The 25,375-nt window shown below is 66.3% G+C and carries 25 protein-coding genes, 1 tRNA gene and 1 pseudogene; 10 read left to right on the forward strand and 17 right to left on the reverse strand.

What is annotated here, in order from left to right:
- The first annotated feature begins 127 nt into the window (after nt 1-127).
- The gene (locus BLT60_RS19975; RefSeq protein WP_090879275.1) at nt 128-1,003 is read left to right on the forward strand and encodes a helix-turn-helix domain-containing protein; all 876 of its coding nucleotides are present in this window, start codon (nt 128-130) and stop codon (nt 1,001-1,003) included.
- Between the two features lie 31 nt (nt 1,004-1,034).
- Here BLT60_RS19975 and BLT60_RS19980 read toward each other — a convergent pair whose 3' ends face one another.
- The 7 genes from BLT60_RS19980 to mutM all read right to left on the reverse strand — a co-directional run bounded on the left by BLT60_RS19980 (nt 1,035) and on the right by mutM (nt 7,570).
- Nucleotides 1,035-1,598: an ASCH domain-containing protein gene (locus BLT60_RS19980; RefSeq protein WP_210185651.1), complete on the reverse strand. Its 564-nt coding sequence runs from the start codon at nt 1,596-1,598 to the stop codon at nt 1,035-1,037.
- Nucleotides 1,595-2,707 carry a DNA polymerase III subunit beta gene (dnaN, locus tag BLT60_RS19985; protein WP_090879277.1) on the reverse strand — a complete coding sequence of 371 codons (1,113 nt, stop codon included), beginning with the start codon at nt 2,705-2,707 and terminating at the stop codon, nt 1,595-1,597. Before dnaN ends, BLT60_RS19980 begins: the two co-directional genes overlap by 4 nt.
- 177 nt (nt 2,708-2,884) lie before the next feature.
- On the reverse strand, nt 2,885-4,312 hold the full coding sequence (gene dnaA / locus BLT60_RS19990; RefSeq protein WP_244521359.1) for a chromosomal replication initiator protein DnaA: 1,428 nt from the start codon (nt 4,310-4,312) through the stop codon (nt 2,885-2,887).
- Between the two features lie 116 nt (nt 4,313-4,428).
- Nucleotides 4,429-4,875 carry a rhodanese-like domain-containing protein gene (locus BLT60_RS19995; RefSeq protein ID WP_090879281.1) on the reverse strand — a complete coding sequence of 149 codons (447 nt, stop codon included), beginning with the start codon at nt 4,873-4,875 and terminating at the stop codon, nt 4,429-4,431.
- Nucleotides 4,876-5,490: 615 nt separating this feature from the next.
- Nucleotides 5,491-5,757, reverse strand: a complete 267-nt coding sequence (gene rpsT / locus BLT60_RS20000; RefSeq protein ID WP_090879283.1) for a 30S ribosomal protein S20 — start codon at nt 5,755-5,757, stop codon at nt 5,491-5,493.
- A 102-nt stretch (nt 5,758-5,859) separates the two neighbouring features.
- Nucleotides 5,860-6,633 carry an enoyl-CoA hydratase gene (locus tag BLT60_RS20005; RefSeq protein ID WP_090879284.1) on the reverse strand — a complete coding sequence of 258 codons (774 nt, stop codon included), beginning with the start codon at nt 6,631-6,633 and terminating at the stop codon, nt 5,860-5,862.
- A gap of 55 nt (nt 6,634-6,688) precedes the next feature.
- A complete protein-coding gene (mutM, locus tag BLT60_RS20010; protein WP_090879286.1) occupies nt 6,689-7,570 on the reverse strand; it encodes a bifunctional DNA-formamidopyrimidine glycosylase/DNA-(apurinic or apyrimidinic site) lyase in 882 nt (293 codons plus the stop codon).
- A gap of 88 nt (nt 7,571-7,658) precedes the next feature.
- Between mutM and ubiE the strand changes: the two genes are divergently transcribed.
- From ubiE to BLT60_RS20045, 7 genes are all read left to right on the forward strand, one after another.
- Nucleotides 7,659-8,447, forward strand: a complete 789-nt coding sequence (ubiE, locus tag BLT60_RS20015) for a bifunctional demethylmenaquinone methyltransferase/2-methoxy-6-polyprenyl-1,4-benzoquinol methylase UbiE (protein WP_090879288.1) — start codon at nt 7,659-7,661, stop codon at nt 8,445-8,447.
- A gap of 4 nt (nt 8,448-8,451) precedes the next feature.
- Nucleotides 8,452-10,035, forward strand: coding sequence for a 2-polyprenylphenol 6-hydroxylase (gene ubiB, locus BLT60_RS20020; RefSeq protein WP_090879290.1), 1,584 nt, complete (start codon nt 8,452-8,454; stop codon nt 10,033-10,035).
- A gap of 43 nt (nt 10,036-10,078) precedes the next feature.
- Nucleotides 10,079-11,302: a bifunctional phosphopantothenoylcysteine decarboxylase/phosphopantothenate--cysteine ligase CoaBC gene (gene coaBC, locus BLT60_RS20025; RefSeq protein WP_175478547.1), complete on the forward strand. Its 1,224-nt coding sequence runs from the start codon at nt 10,079-10,081 to the stop codon at nt 11,300-11,302.
- Nucleotides 11,299-11,760, forward strand: coding sequence for a dUTP diphosphatase (dut, locus tag BLT60_RS20030; RefSeq protein WP_090879294.1), 462 nt, complete (start codon nt 11,299-11,301; stop codon nt 11,758-11,760). Before coaBC ends, dut begins: the two co-directional genes overlap by 4 nt.
- Before the next feature lie 109 nt (nt 11,761-11,869).
- Nucleotides 11,870-12,841, forward strand: coding sequence for a cysteine synthase A (gene cysK, locus BLT60_RS20035; RefSeq protein ID WP_090879296.1), 972 nt, complete (start codon nt 11,870-11,872; stop codon nt 12,839-12,841).
- Nucleotides 12,842-12,958: 117 nt separating this feature from the next.
- Entirely contained in the window at nt 12,959-13,390 is a 432-nt protein-coding gene (locus BLT60_RS20040) for an Hsp20 family protein (RefSeq protein WP_090879363.1), read from the forward strand.
- Nucleotides 13,391-13,414: 24 nt separating this feature from the next.
- A complete protein-coding gene (locus BLT60_RS20045) occupies nt 13,415-13,669 on the forward strand; it encodes a BQ00720 family protein (RefSeq protein ID WP_244521360.1) in 255 nt (84 codons plus the stop codon).
- 36 nt (nt 13,670-13,705) lie between these two features.
- On the opposite strand, the gene ptsN is transcribed toward BLT60_RS20045, so the two are convergent.
- The 7 genes from ptsN to BLT60_RS20080 all read right to left on the reverse strand — a co-directional run bounded on the left by ptsN (nt 13,706) and on the right by BLT60_RS20080 (nt 20,008).
- Nucleotides 13,706-14,170, reverse strand: coding sequence for a PTS IIA-like nitrogen regulatory protein PtsN (gene ptsN / locus BLT60_RS20050; protein WP_090879298.1), 465 nt, complete (start codon nt 14,168-14,170; stop codon nt 13,706-13,708).
- 66 nt (nt 14,171-14,236) lie between these two features.
- Entirely contained in the window at nt 14,237-14,824 is a 588-nt protein-coding gene (gene hpf, locus BLT60_RS20055; protein WP_090879300.1) for a ribosome hibernation-promoting factor, HPF/YfiA family, read from the reverse strand.
- Between the two features lie 249 nt (nt 14,825-15,073).
- Nucleotides 15,074-16,615 (reverse strand): RNA polymerase factor sigma-54, encoded by a 1,542-nt coding sequence (rpoN, locus tag BLT60_RS20060; protein ID WP_090879302.1) that lies wholly within the window; start codon nt 16,613-16,615, stop codon nt 15,074-15,076.
- Between the two features lie 78 nt (nt 16,616-16,693).
- Nucleotides 16,694-17,527 carry an LPS export ABC transporter ATP-binding protein gene (gene lptB / locus BLT60_RS20065; protein WP_090879304.1) on the reverse strand — a complete coding sequence of 278 codons (834 nt, stop codon included), beginning with the start codon at nt 17,525-17,527 and terminating at the stop codon, nt 16,694-16,696.
- A gap of 60 nt (nt 17,528-17,587) precedes the next feature.
- Nucleotides 17,588-18,163, reverse strand: coding sequence for an LptA/OstA family protein (locus BLT60_RS20070; protein ID WP_090879306.1), 576 nt, complete (start codon nt 18,161-18,163; stop codon nt 17,588-17,590).
- Complete coding sequence (gene lptC / locus BLT60_RS20075; RefSeq protein WP_139167902.1) at nt 18,160-19,311, reverse strand: LPS export ABC transporter periplasmic protein LptC; 1,152 nt, start codon at nt 19,309-19,311, stop codon at nt 18,160-18,162. Before lptC ends, BLT60_RS20070 begins: the two co-directional genes overlap by 4 nt.
- Before the next feature lie 85 nt (nt 19,312-19,396).
- Nucleotides 19,397-20,008, reverse strand: a complete 612-nt coding sequence (locus BLT60_RS20080; RefSeq protein ID WP_090879309.1) for a ribonuclease D — start codon at nt 20,006-20,008, stop codon at nt 19,397-19,399.
- Nucleotides 20,009-20,255: 247 nt separating this feature from the next.
- On the opposite strand from BLT60_RS20080, the gene BLT60_RS20085 reads away from it, so the two are divergent.
- The gene (locus tag BLT60_RS20085) at nt 20,256-21,029 is read left to right on the forward strand and encodes a tetratricopeptide repeat protein (protein ID WP_090879312.1); all 774 of its coding nucleotides are present in this window, start codon (nt 20,256-20,258) and stop codon (nt 21,027-21,029) included.
- A gap of 35 nt (nt 21,030-21,064) precedes the next feature.
- Nucleotides 21,065-21,149 (forward strand) — tRNA-Leu (locus BLT60_RS20090).
- 58 nt (nt 21,150-21,207) lie between these two features.
- On the opposite strand, the gene BLT60_RS20095 is transcribed toward BLT60_RS20090, so the two are convergent.
- From BLT60_RS20095 to BLT60_RS24450, 3 genes and pseudogenes are all read right to left on the reverse strand, one after another.
- Nucleotides 21,208-22,239: an L-idonate 5-dehydrogenase gene (locus BLT60_RS20095; protein WP_090879314.1), complete on the reverse strand. Its 1,032-nt coding sequence runs from the start codon at nt 22,237-22,239 to the stop codon at nt 21,208-21,210.
- Nucleotides 22,240-22,274: 35 nt separating this feature from the next.
- On the reverse strand, nt 22,275-24,755 hold the full coding sequence (locus tag BLT60_RS20100; protein WP_090879366.1) for a penicillin-binding protein 1A: 2,481 nt from the start codon (nt 24,753-24,755) through the stop codon (nt 22,275-22,277).
- A 296-nt stretch (nt 24,756-25,051) separates the two neighbouring features.
- Nucleotides 25,052-25,375 (reverse strand): annotated as a pseudogene (locus BLT60_RS24450) (hypothetical protein); the annotation flags it as partial.

A 25,375-nucleotide genomic window follows, 5' to 3' on the forward strand; every position in this document is an offset into this window, starting at 1 on the left:
TGGTTCGTGGTCGGAGTGTGCCGCAGCTTGGCCGGCTTGTGTTCGCTTCGTATCGCCAAAACTGATACTAAAATGGCGTCATTCGCGGATGACAGGCGTTATCAGCGTCGGTTTGCGGGGGAGGGACATGCGACCGCTCTTCGAGAAGGTAACGGTGCCGGAGGGCGCGTCCTGGGCGCTGCTCGACCGGCGACTTGACGACGGCATCCCTTTCCAGTGGCACTACCACCCGGAATTCGAATTGACCCTGACGCTGAACAGTCGCGGCCAGCGCTACGTCGGCGATTCCATCGCCAGCTACGACGACGGCGACCTCGCCCTGCTCGGCCCCAACCTGCCGCATACCTGGTGCTCGGCCGAGCGGATCGACCCGGGCCATCCGCACCACGCCGTGGTCATGTGGTTCACCGAAGACTGGGCGTCCGGGATCACCGGCACCCTGGCCGAGATGCACGGCGTCCGGCCGCTGCTCGCCGAGGCCGGACGCGGCGTCGTCTTCTCGCGCGAAGCGGCGGAGACGGCCCGGCCGATCATCGCCACGATCCCCGACCGCCAGCCGGCCGACCGGCTCTTGCGCCTGATGGAGGTGCTGGCCCTGCTTGCTACCGACGACGCGCGCAGGCCGATCGCTGGCCCCGGTTCGGATCGGCAGGCGGTCGCCTCGCCCGACCAGCCGCGCATCGAGCGCGTCCTCGATCATCTCCACGCCCATTATCGCGAGCCGGTCTCGGTGGCGGCGCTTGCCGAGGTTGCGGCCCTGAGCCCGTCGGGCTTCCACCGCCTTTTCCGCCGCCACACGCGGCTGACCGTCACCGCCTATGTCGCGCAGCTTCGCATCGGCCAGGCCTGCGCGCTGCTGGTCAATACGAGCCAGCCGATCGCCCATGTCGCGGAGGCGGTCGGCTACGCCAACCTCGCCAACTTCAACCGCCAATTCCGCGCCACCAAGGGCATGACCCCCCGCGACTTCCGGCGGAGTTTCGCGCGCCAGCAGGTCGGATAAGGGGGGACGTTGCAGCCGGCGCGACGATGGATCAGGCGTCGCCGTCCGGCGTCTGCAGGCCGGCGCCGGCAACGAACGAGAACAGGTCCGTCCCGCTCTTCCCTGCCTGGTCGGCGAAGAGCCGCGGCCAGACGATCGTGAACCGCTCGAAGACCGTCTCGATCGGCTCTTCGAGCGCGAAGCCCTCGCGCTTGGCCTGAGCCGCGAAATAGGTGCGGTGGGCGGCAAGCCACCAGTCGCGACCTCGCTCGCCCTCGCCTTCGTCATGGGCGAAGGCGTCGTCGACGGCTTCCAGCGGTTTCACCTCGACGCTGGTGGTGCGCCAGACGCAGCGTGGCTTGTTGCGACCGTCGACCAGGACGACATGGTCGCCGACCTTCGGCAGCGGCTCGCGTCCCGGCCCAAAGTCGCGGGCCAGCGCCGCCGTCGCCCGCTTGACGCCGAGCAGCACCAGTTCCAGCAGTTCGTCGGCCATCGCCTCGCTGTCGCCGAAAGCAACGACGGCATAATCCTCGGCCGCGACGCCTGCGTCGGTCTTGAAGGCCTGGAAGAAGGAGTCCGTCGCCTCGGTCCTGGTCCCGCGGATCTCGGTCACACCCGCATCGGCATCAGCACATAGAGTGCGTTGCCGGCCTCGTCGTCCTGGATCAGGGTCGGCGAGCCGGGATCGGCGAAGCGGAACTCGGCCGTCTCGCTTTCGAGCTGGGAGGCGACGTCGAGCAGGTATTTCGAGTTGAAGCCGATCTCGATCGCGTCGGCCGGATACTCGACGGCGATCTCCTCGCTGGCGCTGCCGGAGTCGGGATTGTTGACCGAGAGTTCCAGCTTGCCGTCGCTGAGTGCCAGCTTGACGGCCCGGCCGCGCTCGCTCGACACGGTCGACACCCGGTCGACCGCGCCGGAAAAGGTGGCCTTGTCGACCTTGAGGATCTTGTCATTGCCCTGGGGGATGACCCGGACATAATCGGGGAAGGTGCCGTCGATCAGCTTCGAGGTCAGCACCACGCTGCCGATCGAGATGCGGATCTTGGTCTCCGAAATCTCGACAGTGAGTTCCGCCTCCGGCTCCTCGACCAGCTTCTGGATCTCGCCGACCGTCTTGCGCGGCACGATGACCCCGGCCATGCCTTCCGCGCCCGAGGGCGCCTCGAGCTGCGCCTGGGCGAGGCGATGGCCATCGGTGGCGACCGCCCGGAGCATCGGCTTGCCGTCGACGGTGACGACATGCAGGTAGATGCCATTGAGATAGTAGCGCGTCTCCTCGGTGGAGATGGCGAACTGGGTCCGGTCGATCAGCCGCTTCAGCGCGCTCGCCGGCAGCACGAAGCGGGTCGGGAAGTCGCCAGCGGTGAGATCGGGGAAGTCGGCCTCGGGCAGGACCTGCAGGGCGAAGCGGGAGCGGCCCGCCTTGACCTCGAGCCGCGACCCGTCGCCGGTGTCGAGCGACACCTCGGCGCCGTCGGGCAGCTTGCGGACGATGTCATAGAGGATATGGGCCGGAACCGTCGTCGCGCCGGCCTGGCCGATCTCGGCCGGAACCGTCTCGGTGATCTCGAGGTCGAGGTCGGTGGCCTTGAGCGTCAACCCGCCATCGGCGCGCAGCAGGACATTCGCCAGGATCGGGATCGTGTTCCGGCGCTCGACGACGCGATGAACGTGGTTGAGGGACTTGAGGAGGTGCGATCGCTCGACGGTCGCGCGCATGATCGGAGACCCTTATCGGAGACCCGGGAGTTCGGGCAGGAACGACAGGCCGGCGGCGAAGCGCCGGATCGGACGAACGAAATTGGCCTGTCGGACCGCAAAGCGCAAGGGGCTCAAACCGTGGTCCACCGCCAATTCGGGCGGTGGACCACGGGAGTGGGAGGGAAGGGTCGCGGTTTACTCGTCGATGAGCCGCTTGAGCATCTCGATCTCGTCGGCCAGCGTCTTGTCGCCCTCGATCAGGCCTTCGATCTTGCGCACGGCATGGAGAACCGTCGTGTGATCGCGACCCCCGAACCGACGGCCTATTTCGGGAAGCGATCGCGGGGTCAGCGCCTTGGCCAGATACATGGCGATCTGCCGTGGCCGGACGATGGTTCGCGTGCGCCGGCTGGACAGAAGATCCGCCTTCGAGACGTTGTAGTGCCGGGCGACGACCACCTGGATTTCCTCGATCCGGACGCGGCGCGGCTCGCGGGCGCCGACCAGGTCGCGAAGCGTGATCTCGGCCGAGGTGGTGGTCACCGGCTGGCTGGTGAACTGCCACTGGGCAACCAGCCGGTTCAGCCCGCCCTCGAGATCGCGGCCGTTCGAGACCACCGACTGGGCAAGGTATTCGAGCACTGGATCCGGGATATCGAGGCCGGGATTGTGCTCCTGGGCGATCTGGTAGCGGGTGGCGACGATCCGCCGCCGGAGGTCGAGGTCGGGCGCGCCGATCTCGAAGGCGACGCCGCCCTTCAGCCGCGAGCGGACCCTCTCATCGAGCGTTTCCAGTTCCGCCGGCGGCCGGTCGGCGGCCACCACCACCTGCCGCGCGCCGTCGATCAGCGCGTTGAGCATGTGGCAGAATTCCTGCTGCACGGACTTGCCCTGCAGGAATTGCATGTCGTCGATCAGCAGCAGATCGATATCGCGCAGGCTTTCCTTGAAGGGAATCGCCGACTGGCTGCGCAGCGCCGCGACGAAGCGGAACATGAAATGCTCCGCCGTCAGGTAGACGACCTTGCGCGACGGGTCGGCCCGGCGCGCGGCGCGGGTCGTGGCGTGGAGCAGGTGGGTCTTGCCCCGGCCGACGCCGGCATGGACATAGAGCGGGTTGAAGCGGTTGAGCTTGCCCGGATCAGCCTCGGCCACCGCCTTGGCGGCCGCGAAGGCCAGCCGGTTCGGCGCGCCGTCGCAGAAGGTCTCGAAGGAATATCGGTTGTCGACCGGCGAGCCGCTGAAATGGCCTTCCGGTCCCTCGGAACGGCGCGGCGCGGCCGGTGCGGCCGCGATGGTCGCCATCGGGCGCGGGGGCGGCGTCTCCGCCGGCTTGCTGTCAGCCAGCGGCTGGGTGCGGGGGCGGATCGTGCCGCGCACGATCACGTCGATGCGCACGACCTCGCTGCGCTCGGCCGTCCACAGCGCGAGGAGCCGGTCGTAATAATGCGACATGATCCACGACTTGAGGAAGCGGGTCGGGACGGAGAGCGTGACGGTGCTCTTGTCTTCCTGTTCGAATTCGACGCGCCCGAACCAGCTGTTGAAAACATCCTCACCCAGTTCCGTACGCAGGCGATGCTTGACGCGGGCCCATTTGCCAGAATTCGCCCGCTCCGCCATCTGACCTGCCCCCTTCCGTGTTCCGCCGGCCGCTCCGGCATTCAGTTCGATCTTTCGGGCCGTATCGCCGCCCGGTATCGCCGCCGCCGCGGGTGTTCCTGTAATCATCCGCCTCATCATGTTTGTGCCCAAGGCAATCCCTCGGCTTTCCAGCCGCCTGCCGTTCCTCGATGACCGTCGGGGTCGAGGTCGCCCTCGAAACCGTGATCGACATTGTAGCAATGCGCATACCCGCCGGTCGTTGCCTCGATCGCAGCATTCCGGCTGCGACTGCCCGACCGGCAGATGAAGTAAAGGGGCGTGTCCTTGCCGGCGCCCTGAGCCTCCAGAGCGGCGTTCAGCCGTCCAAGGAAGTCAGGGACACGCGCGCCGGCGTCAAAGTCGTTCCAGGCGACGAGCAGCGTTGCCTTGCCGATCCCCGCAAGAACGGGAACGCCGACAAAGGCCCATTCCGCCCGCGATCGGACATCGACCAACATCGCTTCCGGAGATCCATTCAGCGCGTCCCACGTGGACTTTGCCGAAACATCACCAGCGTAACCTAGTCCAGTAGTTGAAGACATAGAATCCCCCAGTCGAAACAGCGTTTCCGCCGTTGCGACCAATTCCAGAAAAAATTTCGATTTACTCGAGAATGTCTTTCCCGAAACGGGGAAAGATTACGTGAAGCCGATACTCAAACCCAGATTGGATAATCCAGCGAAAATATGGAAATCACGCTCGATCAACGCCCCGTGCTCTTGCTTTTGTTGAAAGCTGAACTTGCCCGCCAGCCTTCGATTAAGAAACCACAGACGCGCAGGCGCCGCAATGCCCGTTGGACCCGAAAACCGCTTTGACGGCGCGTCGTACCGCCGCTGCAACGGCCGGATTCCGGACCACGTTAGGTTAAGCCTTTGCCACAGCAAGGAATCAATTTTGAACGGTGTCGATCGCATAGCCTGCGAAAAAATATTGGCCGTCCGGCTTGACTCGCCATGAATTGTGGCCGGCCAATCGACGGCCAGTGCGACATGCCGGCATGGTGTTGAATCTCAAGGGAAATGGGAGTCAGACCGGACTCTCCTCCCCGACTCGGCGACCGCTTCCCAGGCCGTCGATACGCTTAGCCGTGCAACAAAAAACGGCACGGCCAGAGACCGTGCCGTAGCACATTTCCGAGACTGGCAGCCTGGGTACTAGGCGTTCAGAACGCGAACGCGGGCTGTCAGACGGGAGACCTTTCGCGAGGCCGCATTCTTGGGAATGATCCCCTTCGAAGCGGCGCGCATGATCTCCGGCTCGGCGGACTTGAGGGCCTCGGCCGCCTTGTCCTTGTCGCCGGTCGCGAGCGCTTCCTCGACGCGGCGGACAAAGGCCCGCAGACGTCCGCGACGGTTGCGGCCGACTGCGGTGCGCCGGGCGATCTTGCGGGTTGCTTTCTTGGCGGATGACGTATTGGCCATTGATGAGCCTTTTGGACATGACGAAGATGGCGGCGGATCGATCCGTCACCTGTTGGCCGGAGCTTATAAGGGCGGCTCCGTCCGAGGTCAACGGTTCGGTCCTCACCGATTCCGGAATTGGGGCGAGCGCTTGGCGAGAAAGGCCGCCATTCCCTCCTTCTGGTCGCCGGTCGCGAACATCGAGTGGAACAGCCGGCGCTCCACCTGAACGCCCTCGGACAGGGTGGTCTCGAAGGAGCGGTTCACGCTTTCCTTGGCCAGCATGACGATCGGCAGCGAGTGGTCGGCGATCTTCTCGGCGACCTTGATCGCCTCTTCGAGCAGATCGCCGGCCGGCACGACCCGCGACACCAGCCCGGAACTGTCAGCCTCGGCGGCGTCCATCATCCGGCCAGTCAGGATCATGTCCATCGCTTTGGCCTTGCCGATCGCCCGCGGCAGCCGCTGGGTCCCGCCCATGCCCGGCATGATCCCGAGCGTGATCTCGGGCTGGCCGAATTTCGCCGTTTCGGCGGCGATGATGATGTCGCACTGCATCGCCAGCTCGGCGCCACCGCCGAGGCAATAGCCGGCGACAGCTGCGACGATCGGCTTGCGCGCCTTGCCGATCCGCTCGAGCGTCGCGCCGAAATTCTGCGAGAAGGCCTCGATATAGGTGAGGTCGCTCATTTCCTTGATGTCGGCGCCGGCGGCGAAGGCCTTGTCGGATCCGGTGATTACCATGCAGCCGATCTTGGGATCGGCCTCGTAGCCGTCGACGGCCGCGCAGAGCTCGCCGATCAATTCGGTATTGAGCGCGTTCAGCACCTTGGGTCGGTTCAGCGTGATCAGACCGATGGGCCCGCGCGTCTCGGTCGTGATGGTTTGGTAGGCCATTGATCCCTCAAGCTGCTGGGAAAGCCGCGGCGGAGGCGCCGGGCGGTTGGAATCGTTACCTTTGACAGACCGGACAATAGAAGGTCGACCGCCCGGATTGAACCATGCGTCGCACCACACCCGAACAATCGAGACGCGGGCACGGTTCCCCCTCGCGGTCATAGACTGCGAAGGAGTGCTGGAAATAGCCGAGTTCGCCGGTCGCCTGGCGGTGATCGCGCAATGACGATCCGCCGGCGGCGATCGCCTCGCCGAGGACCGAGCGGATCGCGTCGGCAAGCGCCTCGGCCTGTCGCATCGCTGTCTTGCGCCCGATGCCGAGCGTGCCCGCCGCTCGTGTCGGCGACAGCCGCGCCCGCCACAGGGCCTCGCAGACATAGATGTTGCCAAGCCCGGCGATCCGGGTCTGGTCGAGGAGGATCGCCTTCAACGGCGCCGCGCGGTCCTTGAAGAGCCCGGCGATCGACGCACCGCTCAATTCGTTGCCGAGAGGCTCGATCCCCATACGGGCGAAGAGCGGGGAGTCGGCGAGCGCCGACCGCGGGATGAGATCCATCACGCCGAAGCGGCGCGGATCGTTATAGATCACCCGCGCCCCGGACGAGAGATCGAGGATCACGTGGTCATGGGCGGTCAGCTTGCCGCGCGGGTGGTAGGTCCGGGCGGGGAGGGTGCCTTTGCCCTCGGCCTCGATGCGAAACGAGCCCGACATGCCGAGATGCATGACCAGTGCGTTGCCGTCGTCGAGATCGGCGACGAGGTATTTCGCCCGCCGGCCGAGATGCATCACCTGCCGGCCGGTCAGTTTTCGGGCAAAGCGCGGTGGGAAGGGTCGGCGCAGGTCAGGGCGCCTGATCGTGGCTTTCTCGATCGTCGCGCCTTCCATCACCGGCTGAAGCCCGAGGCGCACCGTTTCGACTTCCGGCAGTTCCGGCATGGATTTCCGCTAACCCTTTGGCAGGGCGGCGACGATAGCCTGAACGCCGCGCTTGGGCTATCGTCCGCGCCGATTGGAGTAACGAAAGATGACGAGCAGTTCAGCCGGGGCGGCCGCGCGGCAGGGCGAGGGCCGGGCCTGGTTCGGTTTTCGCGAGGTCGGCCTCGACGAAAAGCAGGGCATGGTCGACCAGGTTTTCCATCAGGTCGCCGGCCGCTACGACCTGATGAACGACCTGATGTCGGGCGGCATGCACCGGCTGTGGAAGGACGCGATGGTTGCCTGGCTGGGTCCGCCGCGCCGCGCCGTGCACGGCTATTCGGTGCTGGATGTCGCTGGCGGAACCGGCGACATTGGCTTTCGCATCGCCGGCCGCTCCGAGGGCGCCGAGGTGGTGGTCGCTGATATCAATGGCGAGATGCTCAAGGTCGGCCGGTCGCGGGCCATGGACCGCCGTCTCGACGACCGCGTCACCTTTGTCGAGTGCAACGCCGAGGACCTGTCCTTTCCCGATAATCATTTCGATGCCGTGACGATTGCCTTCGGCATCCGCAACGTGCCGCGCATCGAGCGAGCGCTCGCCGAAGCGCGCCGGGTTCTCAAGCCCGGCGGCCGCTTCCTCTGTCTCGAATTCTCCGCCGTCGATGTCGCCGGGCTCGACAAGCTCTATGACCTCTTCTCGTTCCGGGTCATTCCGGCGCTTGGCGAAATGGTCGCCGGCGACCGGGAGTCCTACGCCTATCTCGTCGAGTCGATCCGCCAGTTCCCAAACCAGGCCCGCTTCGCGGCGATGATCGCCGATGCCGGCTTCTCCCGGGTCGACTACCGCAACTTGTCCGGCGGCATCGCCGCGATCCATTCCGGCTGGAAGCTCTGAGCCGATGGCCGGCACCGTGGCAACCCTTTTCCGGATGGCCGGAGCCGGGTGGGTGCTTGCCCGCGAGGGCGCCTTCTCGCAACTCGATCCGGAGGACATGCCCGATGGCCCCCGCCGCGCGGTCAGGCTTGCCCAGGCCATCGCCCGCCGCGGCGTCACCGACCAGGACCGTTCCGACCGCCTGACCGCCGCCCTCAATCGGCTCGGTCCCTCCTACATCAAGCTCGGCCAGTTCCTCGCCACCCGGCCGGATCTCGTCGGCACCGAGGTCGCCGACGCGCTCGGCCGCCTCCGCGACGAGATCGATCCCTTCCCCGAGGAAGAGGCCCGCGCCACCATCGAGAAGGCGCTCGGCCGGCCGGTGGACGACCTCTTCGCGACCTTCTCGCCGCCGATCGCCGCCGCCTCCGTCGCCCAGGTTCACAAGGCCGAGATCGCCGACGACATGGGCGCCCGCCCGGTCGCCGTGAAGGTCATGCGGCCCGGCATCCGCCGGCGTTTCAAGCGCGATCTCGACACCTTCTATGAGGGCGCCAGGCTGGTCGAGCGGGTCGATCCCGCATCAAGGCGCCTGCGCCCGGTCGCGGTCGTCGACACGCTGGCGCGCTCCGTCACCCTCGAGATGGACCTGCGGCTGGAAGCGGCGGCCTTGTCGGAAATGGCCGAGGCCAGTGCTGGCGACCCCGGATTCCGGGTGCCCCGGGTCGAGTGGGATTACACCGCCCGCGACGTCCTGACCCTGGAATGGGTCGAGGGCCTCAAGATGTCCGATGTCGCCGGCCTTCGCGACGCCGGCCACGACCTGCCGCTGCTCGCCCGCCGGCTGATGCAGGCGTTCCTGCGCCAGGCGCTGCGCGACGGCTTCTTCCATGCCGACATGCACCAGGGCAATCTCTTCGTCGATGCCGCCGGCGACATCGTCGCCGTCGATTACGGCATCATGGGCCGTCTCAACCGCGACCAGCGGATCTTCCTCGCCGAGGTGCTCTTCGGCTTCATCCGCCGCGACTACAAGCGCATCGCCACCGTCCATTTCGCCGCCGGCTACGTCCCCGGCGACAAGCATTCGGTCGAGGATTTCGCCCAGGCGCTGCGCGCCATCGGCGAGCCGATCCACGGCCAGCGGGCGAGCGAAATCTCGATGGCCCGCCTTCTCACCCTGCTCTTCGAGGTCACCGAGATCTTCGACATGGAGACCCGGCCGGAGCTCCTGCTGGTCCAGAAGACCATGGTGGTGGTCGAAGGCGTCGCCCGCACCCTCGATCCCGACTTCGACATGTGGGCGGCCGCCGAGCCGGTGGTCAGCGAGTGGGTCGAGCGCCATCTCGGTCCGACCGGCCAGCTCGAACTCGTCGCCGAGGGGGCAGGCGCCGTCGGCCGGCTGGCGAGCGAACTGCCGAGGCTGGCCGAGCGCGCCGGCCGGCTGTCGGCCGAGATCGACCGGATGAGCGAACACGGCCTCCGCCTCGATCCGGAGACCATAGCCGGCATCGGCCGTTCGGAAGCCCATGCCGCCCGCTGGGGCCGTGTCGCCCTGTGGGTCATCGCCGCTGTCGCCGTGGTGGCGGGGCTGAAATGGGTATTCTAGACTCCGCCGCGGAAAGCGGCGCCGCAGACAGGACCGGACGCTGATGCCCAGGGGCCAGACCATCCTTCTCGTCATTTCCGGCGGCATCGCCGCCTACAAGTCGCTCGACCTGATCCGCAGGCTGCGCGAGCGCGGCTATGCGGTGCGCGCCGTGATGACCCGCGCCGCGGAAGAATTCGTCACGCCGCTGGCGGTTGGCGCGCTGACCGGCGGCAAGGTCCACACCGATCTCTTCAGCCGCGACGATGAATTCGATATCGGCCATATCCGTATGGCCCGCGAGCCCGACCTGATCGTCATCGCACCGGCGACCGCCGATCTCCTTGCCAGGATGGCCGGCGGTCATGCCGACGACCTCGCCTCGACGATCCTGCTCGCCACCGACCGGCCGGTCCTTGTCGCCCCGGCGATGAACCCGCGAATGTGGGCCCATCCGGCGACCCGCCGCAACGTTGCCCGGCTTGCCGACGATGGCATCCGTTTCGTCGGGCCGAATGCCGGCGAGATGGCCGAAGGCGGCGAGGCCGGCCTCGGCCGCATGGCCGAGCCGCTTGAGATCGTCGCGGCGGCCGAAGCGATCCTGAAGCCGGGCGCCCGCCCGCTTGCCGGTCACCACGTCCTGGTCACCTCCGGGCCGACACACGAACCGATCGACCCGGTCCGCTACATCGCCAATCGTTCCTCCGGCAAGCAGGGCCACGCCATTGCCGCTGCCGCGGCCCGAGCCGGCGCACGGGTCACCCTGGTGTCCGGCCCGGTGGCCATTCCCGATCCGCCCGGCGTCACCACCGTTCATGTCGAGACCGCCCGCCAGATGCTGGAAGCGGTCGAGGCCGCGCTCCCCGCCGACATCGCCATCATGGCCGCGGCCGTCGCCGACTGGCGCGCGGCGGAGGAATTGGATGCCAAGCTCAAGAAGGACGGCACCGGCGCGGTCGCCCCGCTGCCGCTCGTGCAGAATCCGGACATCCTCGCGACGCTTGGTCGCCACCACACCCTGCGCCCGGACCTGGTCATCGGCTTCGCCGCCGAGACCAACGACCTCAAGGCGCACGCCGAGGCCAAACTCAGGTCCAAGGGCGCCGACTGGATTCTCGCCAACGATGTCTCGCCGGAAACCGGCGTCATGGGCGGCGACGACAACACCATCCACCTGGTGACCACCTCGGGCGTCGAGCCCTGGCCGAAGATGACCAAGACCGAGGTCGCCGCCCGGCTGGTGGAACGGATCGCCGATCGTCTCGGCAAATCGGGATCGGGCGCATGAGCCGCGCCGTCGTGTCCGCGCTGCGCCTCCCGCATGGCGAGGGGCTGCCGGTGCCGGCGCCCCAGTCGTCCGATGCCGCAGGCTCCGACCTCGCCGCCGCGGTTCCCGCCGAGACGCCGCTCACCATCCCTCCCGGCAGTCATGCGCTGGTGCCGACCGGCTTCGCTTTCGCGATCCCCGGCGGCCATGAGGGCCAGGTCCGGCCGCGCTCGGGGCTTGCCGCCAAACATGGCGTCACCGTTCTCAATGCCCCCGGCACGATCGACGCCGATTATCGCGGCGAGGTGAAGGTCATCCTCATCAACCACGGCTCCGATCCCTTCGTCGTCGAGAGGGGGATGCGGATCGCCCAACTCGTCATCGCTCCGGTGACGCCGGTCGATTTTCGCGAGGTCGAGGACCTGTCATCGACGGATCGCGGCGCCGGCGGTTTTGGATCGACTGGAGTAACGGGGTAGGGCGTCTGCCCGGTTCCCCAGCCTCGTCTGGTGACGCACTGGCGGTTTCAGCGCGCGCCCCCATCTTGATCTATTATCGCGGCGGGACTTGCGAAGGAGAATCGGAAAGATGGCGAAGGAAACACCGGCGACGCCCGGCCGCGGCAAGGTCTACGGCTCGATCACCGAGACGATCGGCGACACGCCGCTGGTCCGGCTCGATCGCATCGCCGCGGTCAAGGGCGTCGAGGCGACGCTTCTCGCCAAGCTCGAATTCTTCAATCCGATCGGCAGCGTCAAGGATCGCATCGGCGTCGCGATGATCGACGCGCTCGAAGCGGAAGGCCGGATCAAGCCCGGCGTCACGACGCTGATCGAGCCGACCTCCGGCAATACCGGCATCGCGCTGGCCTTTGTCGCGGCTGCGCGGGGCTACCGCCTGATCCTGGTCATGCCGGAGACCATGTCGATCGAGCGGCGCAAGATGCTGGCCCTGCTCGGCGCCGAACTGGTGCTGACCGATGGCGCGCTGGGCATGCGCGGCGCCCTGGCCCGCACCGACGAACTGGTCAAGGAGATCCCCGACGCGGTGATCCCGCAGCAGTTCCAGAACCCGGCCAACCCGGAGATCCACCGCCGCACCACGGCGGAGGAGATCTGGAACGATACCGACGGCGCGGTCGATGTCTTCATCTCCGGCGTCGGCACCGGCGGAACCATCACCGGCGTTAGCCAGGTCCTGAAGAGCCGCAAGCCGAGCCTGCGCGTGATCGCCGTCGAGCCGGAGGACAGTCCGGTACTGTCGGGCGGCAATCCCGGCCCCCACAAGATCCAGGGGATCGGCGCAGGCTTCGTTCCGGCCATCCTCGATACGGGAGCCTATGACGAGGTGGTCACCGTCGGCAACGACGATGCCTTCGATTATGCCCGGCTCAGCGCCCGCATCGAGGGCATCCCGGTCGGCATCTCCTCGGGTGCGGCGATCGCCGCGGCGGTCAAGGTCGGCAGTCGCGCCGAGATGAAGGGCAAGACCATTGTCCTGGTCATCCCCTCCTTCGCCGAACGGTACCTTTCGACCGCCCTGTTCGAAGGGCTGGGCTGAGCCCGTCCCCGGTACCGTCCGCTTGAATCGGCGCCCGTTCTTCCCCATATCCAGTCCTGTCGGATGCCGCTTTCTGGGTCCGACGGGAAGGTCGCTTTGAAGAACGAGGACCCCGGAATGACGCGCATTTCTGCGTTTTCAAGTCCACTACTGCTCGGCTTCGACGAAGTCGAGCGCGCGCTCGAACGGTTATCGAAAGCCGCCGGTGACGGGTATCCGCCCTACAATATCGAGCGGTTGCCGGCCACCGGGCCAAAGGGCGACATGCTGCGGATCACGCTGGCGGTCGCCGGCTTCTCCGATGACGAACTCGACGTCTCGGTCGAGGATAACGAACTAGTCATCTGTGGGCGTCAGTCCGAGGAAGCCGGTTCGCGGATTTACCTCCACCGGGGCATCGCCGCGCGGCAGTTCCGCAAGGTCTTCGTTCTGGCGGAAGGCATTGAAGTCGTCGGTGCCGATCTCGCCGATGGCCTTCTCTCCATCGATCTCGCTCGTCCATCAAGCGACAGGATGGTGCGCAAGATCGAGATCAACGGGCGCGGCTGAGCCGGCCCCAAGGAGTATCGCGTCATGGAAAATACCGACAGGCAGATGATGAATCCTGAAACCTTCGCCGGCCTCGGCGGCGGCAAGGTGGCTTATGTCCGCTCCCTCAAGTCCGACCAGGCCAAAAGCCTGTTTCCCGGCCTGCCGCCGGTCGCCCCCGATTTGCAACTCTGGGCGCTGCTCGGTGCCGATGGCACGCCGATCATGCTCGCTGACAACCGCGAGGCGGTGGTCATGAACGCGCATGAGAACGACCTCGAGATGGTCAGCACCCACTAGCCTGAAAGGCAGAATCCGCTCCGCCCGCCGCCGCGATCACGCGGCGTCGGGTGTCGCCTCTTCGGTCAGCACCGCATGCAGCGCGGCCTTGTCGGTCGACGCCCGGAGCTTGTTGGCAACGCCGCCCTTGCGCAGGTGGCGCGCGATCCGGGCCAGCGCCTTGAGATGATCGGCGCCTGCGCCTTCCGGCGCCAGTAGCAGGAAGATCAGGTCGACCGGCTGGTCGTCGAGCGCCTCGAAGTCGATCGGCTTCGGCAGGCGCGCGAACATTCCGAAAATCCGGTCGAGCTCCGGCAGCTTGCCGTGCGGGATGGCGATTCCGCCACCGACGCCGGTCGAGCCGAGCTTTTCCCGCTGCAGCAAGGTCTCGAAGATCTCGCGCTCGGGCAGTTGGGTGAGCGCGGCAGCCTTCTCGGCGATCGCCTGGATCGCCTGTTTCTTGCTGTTGGCCTTGAGCGAGCCAATGACCGCTTCGGGCGCGATTAAATCGCCTAGATCCATAGCCAAAAGTCCACGATGCGTTCCTCTCTGGCGCCGTACGTCTCAACGCAGGCGGCGCCGTGGGGATCAGTCGTCGGCGGAAGTGCGCGTTGTCTTCAGGGACGGGTCGACCCAACCGATGTGGCCGTCGGGCCGGCGGTAGACGACATTGATGCCGCCATGTCCGGCGTTGCGGAACACGAAGATCGCGGCCTCGGTGAAGTCCATGGCGATAACCGCCTCGCCGACTGTCAGGGTTTCAAGATTGGTGGTTTCCTCGGCGATGATGGTGGGGCTGTAGTCCGCCGCCACTTCCTCATCCTCGTCGATGGCGGCCAGCACGTAGCTGGCGGCCGGCTCGGCGACGTCCCGCCGGTTGGCGTGGTGGTCCTTGAGCCGGCGCTTGTAGCGCCGCAGGCGCTTCTCGATTCGCTCGGCGGCGATATCGAAGCTCTTGTAGACGTCCTGCGACTGGCCGTGAGCCTGCAGGACGACACCGGTGTCGAGGTGGACGGTGCAGTCCGACTTGTAGCCCGACCCTTCGGGTTCGACCGTCACATGGCCGGTGAACCCACCGTCGAAATACTTTGCCAGCGCGTCGCTGACGCGGGAATCGACATACGTGCGAAGGGCATCGCCGATGTCCATGTTCTTTCCGGAAATCTGCAGAGTCATCGAGGCTACGAACCTTCTCCGTTGTTCCGGTTCTGACGTTTGTCAGGCCGCGACTGCGGCCCGGAGGCTCGGTTCTGCGCGCGTCGGCCAAGGCCGGATCCGCAAGCTTCCTCGAAGCCCATCGCATCCCCCGGCTCGTCGATGGGCGCACCTTCTATTGACGACCTTAGCACAAGTCAACCGATCGTAATGGGTTGGGGAAAAGCCTGTTGGCGCGGGCCGCCTCGTCCGGCTCGACCCGGCCGGGGCCTAGAGCGCGACCTGCTTGTCGCGGCGGCGCTGGACGGAGGAGGGGATCCGCAGGGCTTCGCGATACTTGGCGACCGTGCGTCGCGCGATGTCGATTCCCGCGTCGCGCAGCGTCTTGACGATCGCGTCGTCGGACAGGACCGTGTCCGGTGCTTCATCGTCGATCAGGCGCTTGATCCGGTGGCGCACCGCTTCGGCGGAATGCGAGACGCCGCCCTCCGAGGAGGCGATCGCGGCGGTGAAGAAATACTTCAGTTCGAAAACGCCGCGCGTCGTCGCCATGTACTTGTTCGACGTGACCCGCGAGACGGTCGATTCGTGCATGCCGATCGCCTCGGCGACGGTCTTGAGGTTGAGCGGCCTGAGGTGCTGGACGCCGTGGGCGAGGAAGGCGTCCTGCTGCCGCACGATCTCCGTCGACACCTTGAGGATCGTCCGCGCCCGCTGGTCGAGGCTCTTCACCAGCCATTTGGCCGTCTGCATGCACTCGGCCAGGAACTCGTCTTCCTTCTCGTTGCGGCGGCCCTTCGAAACCTTCGCATAATAGGTCTGGTCGAAAAGCACGCGCGGCAGGGTCCCGGTATTGAGCTCGACATGCCAGCCGCCGTCATTGGCTGGCCGCACCATCACGTCGGGCACCACGGTCTGCACCAGCGCATCGCCGAAACCGCTGCCGGGCTTGGGGTTCAGCGCCTTGAGCTCGGCCAGCATCTCGGCCAGGTCTTCCGCGTCGACCCCGCAGAGCTTCAGCAGCGTCGTCTGGTCCCGCCGCGCTACCAGTTCGAGATTGTCGATCAGGGTCGCCATGGCGGGGTCGTAGCGGTCGCGGTCGCGAAGCTGGATCGCCAGGCACTCGGAGAGGTCGCGCGCGCCGATGCCGGTTGGGTCGAAGCTCTGGATGGTCCGCAGCACGTCGCGGACCGTCGCCGGGCTGGCGCCGAGTTGTTCCGCGATCGTCTCGATATCGGCGCGGAAATAGCCGGCCTCGTCGATCTCGCTGATGATCGCCCCGCCGATCAGGCGGAGCGCGGGATCGGTGATGGCGAGGCCGAGCTGGTCGCCGAGATGATCGGCGAGCGTCGTCTCCGCCGCGACGAAGGCCTCGAGGTTGTAGTCGTCGGAACTGACCGTCTGGCGGCTCGGGGCGACGGCCCAGGATTCGGTGGGCAGCGCCGGCGCCGTCTCGCCGGCGGCCTGGCCGTTGTCGTCGGGAAAGACGTTGGCGAGGTCGGAGTCGAGCTTGTCCTCCATCGTCTCGCTGCCGGCGCTCGACCCGGATTCCATCCAGTCGGCGGCCTCGACCCCGTCCGCGGCCGCAGAGGGCTCGGGGGCGTCGTCGCGGGTGTCGTCACGCAGGTCCCGGCGATCGCCGCCGTCATCATCCTCCGCGCGGTCGAGCAGCGGATTGCGTTCCAGTTCCGCCTCGACATAGGCGACGAGATCGAGATTTGAGAGCTGAAGCAGCTTGATGGCCTGCATCAGCTGCGGTGTCATCACCAGCAACTGGCTCTGACGGAACTCTAACTTCTGGGATAAAGCCATTACGTGTGGGTCTACCGGGGCCGAAACTGGTCCAAGACTTGCTTGCCAGTCTCAGTCGTACCCCATCGACACGCTCGATTAAAGGCTGAATTGCTCGCCAAGGTAAAGCCGGCGGACGTCCGGGCTTTCGACGATCTCGTCGGGCCGGCCCTCGAACAGCACCTCGCCCGAGTGAATGATATAGGCCCGGTCGATCAGCCCAAGTGTCTCGCGGACGTTATGGTCGGTGATCAGGACCCCGATGCCGAGGCTGGTAAGATGCCGCACCAGCGCCTGGATATCGCCGACCGCGATCGGATCGACGCCGGTAAAGGGCTCGTCGAGCAGCATGAAGGCCGGACGGCTGGCCAGCGCCCGGGCAATCTCGGCGCGGCGGCGCTCACCACCCGACAGCGACATCGCCTGAGCCTTGCGCAGGTGGGTGATGTGGAACTCGTCGAGCAGCGCGTCGAGCTGGTCCTCGCGCTGCGCCTTGTCCGGCTCCACCACCTCGAGCACCGCCCGGATATTGGCTTCGACGGTCAGGCCGCGAAAGATCGACGCTTCCTGCGGCAGGTAGCCGATACCGAGCCGCGCCCGGCGATACATCGGCAGGCCGGTGACGTTGTGGCCGTCGAGTTCGATCGTGCCCTCGTCCGCCTTCACCAGGCCGGTGATCATGTAGAAGATCGTCGTCTTGCCGGCACCGTTCGAGCCGAGCAGGCCGACCGATTCGCCCCGCGCCACCGCGAGGCTCGCCTCGTGGACCACCCGCCGGCCGCGATAAGACTTCGCCAGCCCGCTGGCGACCAGCCAACCGCGGCCGCCCGCATCGGGTACAAGCCGCGACGGCGGCGTCTCCCCGCGGACCCGTCTGGAGCCGTTAGCCGATGACTGCTGCTTTTTGCGTCCCAGGAGGCTGGTCAGACCCAAAGCGCGAAGGTTCCTTTTGCCGCTGACCGGAGATAAGCGGTCCCGCGCCGTCTGTCGAGGTCACTGGGCCGGCTTGGTCCCGGCCGCGCTGTCGCCATCGTCTTTTTTCTTGATGGCGCCCGGGGAAAACACGCCCTGGATACGCTTGCCCGGCATCTGTTCGAGCGTCGCCTTGCCGCTCGCCATGTCGATCACCAGCCGTTCCGCGGTCATCACATTCTTTCCCTGGCTCAGCACGACATTGCCGCTCAGCGTGATGGTCTGGGCCTTGTTGTCGACCACGGCCTTGGAGCCGGTGACCGTCTGGTTGCCGGAATTGACGTAGACCGTCCCGGTCGCTTCCATGCGGGTGAAGCCGTTCGGATCCCCGCCGTCCTTGTCCGAATGCAGCCGGATGGTCGCGGCCTTCATCGTCGTGTCGCCACGGACGACGGTGACGCCCCCGGCGAAGGTCGAAATGCGTTCCTCGCCCTCTTCGACGATCTCCAGCGTATCGGCATCGACCTGGATGGCGCCGCCGGACTTCGCGGAGAAGCCCTTGAAAATATCGGTGGACTGGGCGGCCGCCGGCGCGGCAAGGAAAGCCGCCAGCAGAAGGCTGCAGGCGAGGCGCAGGGCGTGGGCCGCGGCGCTCATGACGAGCCGCCGGCGGTCGCTGTTGGGGCGTCGGCGTTGGCCGCGTCGGGGGCGGTCGTCGCTGTCCCGGTCGCTTCGCCCTCCTTGGGATCGGGCGGCGTGAAGAACACGGTCACGCCGTTCTTGAACATGACGAACTTGCCGTTGTCCCTGAATTCCATGGCGTTGGCTTCGATCTTTGCCTGAGAGGTTGTGATGGTCAGCGGCTTGCCGGTTGTCATGTGGCTCTTTTCGATGTCGACCTGGGCGTCTTCGAGATTCGCCTCGTAGCCGTTGGTTGTCTTCAGCGCGATGCCCTTCGACAGCACCATCTGCTTGGTATCGTCGTCATAGGTTCCGGTCGTCGCGGTCAGGTGCGCCGTTTCGCCGTCGTCCATCCGCAACTGCGCGACGATCTCTTCCATCGTCACGATCTTGGGATTGCCGAGGTCCTGGATGGCGCGGGCCGCACGCACTTCATAGGCGCGCTTCGTCCCGTCGAAACCGGAGATGTGGGGCGTCTGCATGGTGACGCTTTCCGATTCGACATTGATGCCGGACAGCGTGATCACCGCGTCGTCCGGCGCCGGGGCAAACTGGACGAAGCCGAGGAAGGCGAGGATGCCGACCAGCGCGATGCCGGGCAGCGCGAACTTGAGGACGCTGACCAGGCGGCTGTGACGGCGGGCGCTGGTATAGTGGCCGGCGCCGCGCTCCTGGGTCGGGTCGAAGCGGATGCGCCGCGCCGCCGCCATGCCGCTCTCGGCCACCGAGACGCGCCCGCCCGCGGTCGGCGCCGGCAGCAGCGGCGGTGAATAGGGTTCGCCGTCGTCGTCCGGGTCGGGATCGTAATCCTCGGCATACGGCCCGCCCTCAGCGCCTTCGGCGTCCCAGTCGAGCGGATCGTCAGCGTCGGAAGGGTAGGCGTCATCCGCCTCGACCGGCACGAGGTCGAGATCATAGGCCGTCCTGTCGCCATAGCCGGACGCCGCCTCGCCGTCATCGGCCGGGACATCATCCTCCGGATCGCGGGGCAGGGGATCGCCGTCGGCGGTGAAGAACGCGCGGTCCGCCGGATACTGGTCGGCCGGACTCAGCCGTCGCGGACGGCGTTCCTCGCCCTCCTCCGGGAGATCTTCATCCTTCGACTGGTAATAATAGTCGGTCATCGTTTCGGCCTGATCGAGGCGAAATATGCCAACCACATTGTGGGCTTATGGTGGCCGAACGGCAATCCGTGGTCAGCCGGGCGCGTCAATGCGCGAAAATGTCCTCTTCGGGCCATCCGGCAAGGTCGAGCAGCGCCCGCGCCGGCAGGAACATGAAGCATGCCGCGGCCAGTTCGGTGCGCCGTTCGCGGGCCAGGCGTGCGTCGAGTTTCTCTTTCAGGGCATGGAGATGGGTGACGTCCGAGGCGGCGTAGGCGAGTTGCTCGTCGCTCAGTTGCTCGGCCGCCCAGTCGGAACTCTGCGCCTGCTTCGAGATGTCGATGTCGAGGAGTTCCTTGACCAGGTCCTTGAGCCCGTGCCGGTCCGTATAGGTCCGGGTCAGCTTGGAGGCGATCTTGGTGCAGAAGATCGGCCCGGTCATCACCCCGAAGGCCTTGAACAGCATGGCGACGTCGAACCGCGCATAGTGGAAGATCTTGACGATGTCGTTGTCGGTCAGGAGCGCCGTCAGGTTGGGCGCCTCGCTCTGGCCGCGCTCGATCTGGACGATATCGGCGCTGCCGTCGCCCGGCGACAACTGGACGAGGCACAACCGGTCGCGATGGGGATTGAGGCCGAGCGTCTCGGTGTCGATGGCGACGCTGCCGCGATAGCGTGAAAGGTCGGGCAGGTCGCCCTTGTGAAACCGGATCGTCATCGGGTCGATATCATCTCCGTTCTGGCGTCCTACGCCTTACCGCACGGGCGCGCGTCCATCAAATGCGTCGACGTTTCGGCGCGATGGCGACCGGAGGCCGGCAATTCCGCCATTCTCATGGACCGATAAGCTTAAGGCCGCGATAACGAATCCATTCGATTGCCGCTCAATCTGTTTGCTTTTCGACAAACTGTTTTGACTAAAATTTTCGCCACCAAGCAACCCGCACTCTTGTCGGGACCGCCCCATGCGCCAAACCATTGTCGTCAGCCTGCTGTTGGGTGTCCTTGCCTTCGCAGTGGTCTATATTTCCGAAACGCCCGCCCGCAACAGCCGGATGGCGGCCGAGCGAGCGGCCGGCAATTCCCTCGTCACGGACGCCCGAGGGGCCGGCGGCGATCGGTTCCGCCCGGCGGACACGATGCGCGACGTTGTCGGGTCGATTGTCAAGGCCGGCAACCAGGCGCTCGAGGCGGAATCCCGCTCGATCGTCAAGGCGGCCCGACAGGATCTCGTCAGCAAGGCCGTCCGTCTCAAGCAGATCAACGCCCCGGAGGACCAGGATTACGGGGCGGCGGTTGCCCGCTACGCCCTCGCCGTCGACCCGGCCGATCCCGACGCCAATTACAGCCTCGGCCTGATCTACCGGGACGGCAACGGCGTCGCCCGCGACGATGCGTCGGCCGCCCGCCACCTGCTGACGGCCGCCGAACACGGCCACGCCCACGCCCAGCGCGCCATCGCCGAGCTCTACGAATCGGGACGCGGCGTCCGGCGCAACGCCGTCGCCGCCTATATCTGGTACGATTCCGCTGGTCTCGGCCTGCGCTCGGCGACCGAGCGGCAGGCAGCGCTGGCCCGGCGTGATCGCCTTGTCGCGCGGATGAGCGAGGCCGAACTGTCCGCGGCGACGGATCTCGCCGAAACCACCCGGCAGCGGATGGCCGAACTGTCGCCGAAGCCGACGGAAATCGGCCCCGCGATGCCCAACCAATCCACGGAAGTCCAAACCGGTCGTTGACAAGGTTTGAGGCCGCGCTTACCTATCGCCGCCGTGCCCAGGTGGCGGAACTGGTAGACGCGCACGGTTCAGGTCCGTGTGCCGCAAGGCGTGGAGGTTCGAGTCCTCTCCTGGGCACCATTCATTCCCGATCCCCGATCCGTTTCGGGGCTACCGCCCGACGATCGACGCTCCCTGATCAGAAACGCAGTTGCACCTTCATGCTGCGGCTCTTGTCGCTGGCAAGGTCGAAGGCGGCTTTGGCGTCGTCCGCCGGCATCGCCGCGCTCAGCAGCTTGCGCAAGTCGACACGCCCTGCGGCGATGAAGTCGACGGCGGTGCGGAATTCCGTATGGAAGCGGAAGGCACCGCGCAGTTCGATCTCCCTTGTCACCACGGCCGACATCGCAAGGTTGGCCTGGCCGCCCTGCCCGACACAGACGAGGGCGCCGCGCGGCCGCAGGACCCGCAGGGCCTGGATCACGGCCGCGCCGCTGCCGGATGCCTCGAACACCGCGTCGAAGGTCCCCTTGCCGCTCTCGTAGCCAGCAAGGCCGTCTGGCTGCTTGCCGGTATTGACCACTGTGTCGGCGCCCATCGCGGTGGCGAAGGCGAGCGGCTCGTCGAGGATGTCCGAAACGACGATGGTGCCCGCGCCGGCCAGCCGCGCCGCGGCGACGATCAGCACGCCGATCGGTCCCGAGCCGGTGACCAACACCGTCTTGCCGACCAGCGGTGCCGCCCGCGACACGGCATGCAGCGCCACCGCGAAGGGCTCGGCGAAGGCCGCCTCGTCGAGCGAGACATGCGAAGGCACCGCGACCGCCTGGGCTTCCTTGCAGACCAGGAGTTCGCGGAAGGCGCCCTGGACATGCGGAAAGCGCATGGCGCTTCCGTAGAAGTGCATGTCGGTGCAGTGGTTCTGCAGACCCGCCTGGCAATAGGCACACGTCCCGCAGGCAAGGCTCGGGTTGACCGCCACCTTGTCGCCGGGCCGCACCGAGGACACGCCGGGGCCGACATCGATGACGGTGCCGGCGATCTCGTGTCCGAGGATCATCGGCTCCTTCAGGCGCACGTCGCCGAAGCCGCCATTATGGTAGTAGTGGAGGTCCGACCCGCAGATGCCGCCGGCGCCGATCTGCACCTGCACCTCGCCCGGGCCGGGCGTCGGGGCGGCCACCTGGTCGACGCGCAGGTCGCCGGGCGCATGGATCACGATCGCCTTCATCTGGTTCCTTCCGGCAGGTTGACGGCCGTCGGCGGCTAGCGGCCGAACAGCCGGTTGAACAATCCGTTCCTGCGGGGCCTGTCCGACTGACGGTTGAAGAGCCGCCGGTCGGAGGAGTCGCGAATGGTGTCGGCCGTGCCGATCACCGTGGTGGTCTGCAGCGGGCCGGTTCCGGGCTTGAAGGCTTCGAGGATCGTGTCGGGGGAGCCCTCCGGCGCCACCTTGCCGGTCCTGCGGTTGATCGGGATGAGCGTCATCCCATCCGGAATCCGGAAAGGCACCGGTGCCGCGTCGACCAGCGCCATCTGCATGAATTCGGTAAAGATCGGCGCGGCCAGCCGGCCGCCGGTGGCGGTGCGTCCGAGCGACCTCGGCTGGTCGTAGCCGACGTAGACCCCGACCGCGAGATCGGGCGAGAAGCCGACGAACCATGCATCGCGGTAGTCGTTGGTGGTTCCCGTCTTGCCGGCGACCGGCCGCTCAAGCGCCTGGTAGACCGCCGTTGCTGTGCCGCGCTGGACGACGCCCTCCAGCATCGAGGTGATCTGGTAGGCGGTCATCGGATCGAGCACCTGTTCGCGGTCGTCGATGATCACCGGTTCGTCCTGTCCGGTCCATTCGGCCGCCTCGCAGCCCTCGCAGCCCCGGGTGTCGTGGCGGAAGACCGTCTCGCCGAAGCGGTTCTGGATGCGATCAATCAGCGTCGGCCGCACCGCCCGCCCGCCGTTGGCGAAGACCGAATAACCGGCCACCATCCGCATCACCGTCGTCTCGCCGGAGCCGAGCGACAGCGGCAGGTAGGGGCCGAGTTCGTCATAGACGCCGAATCGCCGCGCATATTCGGCAACAATCGGCATGCCGAGGTCCTGCGCCAGACGGACGGTCATCACGTTGCGCGATTTCTCGATGCCGGTCCGCAACGTCGACGGCCCGTAGAATTCCTTGCTGTAGTTCTGGGGGCGCCACAGCGGCTGGCCGAAGCCGGGGTCGATGGCGATCGGCGCGTCGAGGATCACCGAGGCCGGCGTATAGCCGCTGTCGAGCGCCGAGGCATAGACGAAGGGCTTGAACGACGAACCCGGCTGGCGCATCGCCTGCGTCGCGCGGTTGAACTGGCTCTCGGCGAAACTGAACCCGCCGACCATCGCCAGCACCCGGCCGGTATGTGGATCCATGACCACGAGCCCGCCGCCGACTTCCGGTATCTGACGCAGGCGATACTGGCCCGGGCTCCCCTCGGCAACCTGGGCATAGACGACGTCGCCGACCGACAGCACATCGGCCGGTGTCTTGATCGCCTTGCCCTTGCGGTCGCCGACAGCCCATTTCGCCCACTCCATCTCGGAGAAGGGGATGACCCCGGTATCGCGCTTCGGGCCGACGCGCGTCGTTCCGGGGACCAACCCCGTCCGAAGGCCGATCTCCGCCTCGGTATCGGAGACCGACAGAACCACGGCGAGACGCCATTCCGGGACATCCGACAGCGGCGAAAGCTCCGCCAGGCCGGCGCCCCAGTCGTAGCTCACGTCGATCTCGGTGATCGGGCCGCGCCATCCCTGCTCGGTGTCGAAGGCCAGCAGCCCGTCGATCATCGCCTTGCGCGCCATCGCCTGGACCTCGAGGTCGAGCGAGGTGCGCACCGAAAGACCGCCTTCGTAGAGCGCATCCTCGCCGAACATGGCGATCAGCTGGCGGCGCACGTCCTCGGCGTAATAGTCGGCGGCCAGAACCCTGTCCTGTCGCGAGCGCACAACCACCCCGAGGTCCTCCGCTTTCGCGGCCTCGCCCTCGGCTTCGGTGGCGTAGCCATTCTCGACCATCCGGTCGATCACCCAGTTGCGCCGCTCCAGCGCGCGCTGGGTGTAGCGGAAAGGGTGGTAGTTGTTCGGCGCCTTGGGCAGGGCGGCGAGATAGGCCGATTCCGACAGGGTCAGCTGGTCGAGCGATTTGTCGAAATAGGTCAGCGCCGCGGCGGCGACGCCATAGCTGCCGAGTCCGAGAAAGATGTCATTGAGATACAGTTCGAGGATCTTGTTCTTCGAATAGGTCCCTTCGATCCGCACCGCGAGGATCGCCTCCTTGATCTTGCGATCCAGGCTGCGTTCGTTGGTCAGCAGGAAGTTCTTGGCGATCTGCTGGGTGATGGTCGAGGCGCCGACCATGCGCTGGCCCGACCCGTAGGCCCGGACATTCTGGACGATGGCGCGCAGGATGCCGACATAGTCGATGCCGCCGTGAGTGTAGAAATTCTTGTCTTCCGCCGAGATGTAGGCCGCCTTCAACAGGTTCGGCACCGCCTGGATCGGCACATAGAGGCGCCGTTCACGGGCAAATTCGGCGATCAGGGTCCCGTCGGAAGCGTGGATTCTGGTGGTGACCGGCGGCTCGTAGTCCGCCAGCACGTCATAGTCGGGGAGATCGTCGACCAGGCCCGAAATGTACCAGGCGACCGCGATCGAAACGAGCAGGACCAGGGCGACGCCAATTCCAAACAGATACCCAAAGATCCGCAGCAGCATGTCGTGGGAGTTCCTGCAGTTTTTGTTCTTCTTTTGCCGATAGTTATCTGCCCCGCAGAATGAATGTCAATTCATCCTTGAGAGGCCGGTTGTTGTCTATGAATTCGACCGGATCCGCGCGATTTTCTACCCGATTTCTTGAGACAGTTTAAGTATAGTTGACTCCTGTCTCTCCCGAGACTGGACAGGGATTGTGGTGGGAATATAGCGAATCACCGCGCGGTCGCGCGCCTTCGGACGCGACCGCGTTGCGTGGGTGCCGGAGGGCGTGCCGTCCTCTTGGTGGAACGGCGTCAGACCACCAGGAAGTCGTCGGCGGAGATGTCGAGGTGCTTGTCGAGGCGGGCGAACTTGACGGCGTCGTCGCCGCCCTTGCCGTCGGCGTCGTAGCGCAGCCACCCCTTGTTCTTCTGCCACAGGACGTGGTCGTTGCCGTCGCTGGCTTTCTTGCCCGTGTTGAAGAATTTGCCTTTCAGCGCGCCGACGCCGATCCCGTCGAAGATGGCGCTGTCGAGCACGATGGTGTCGTCCCCGACCTCGAAATCCTCGATCCTGTCGGCCCACTTGTTCTTGAGCCTGGTCGAGAAACTGAACTGGTCCTCGCCGTCGCCGCCGAA

Source organism: Bauldia litoralis (genome assembly GCF_900104485.1).
GTDB classification, from domain to species: Bacteria; Pseudomonadota; Alphaproteobacteria; order Rhizobiales; family Kaistiaceae; genus Bauldia; species Bauldia litoralis.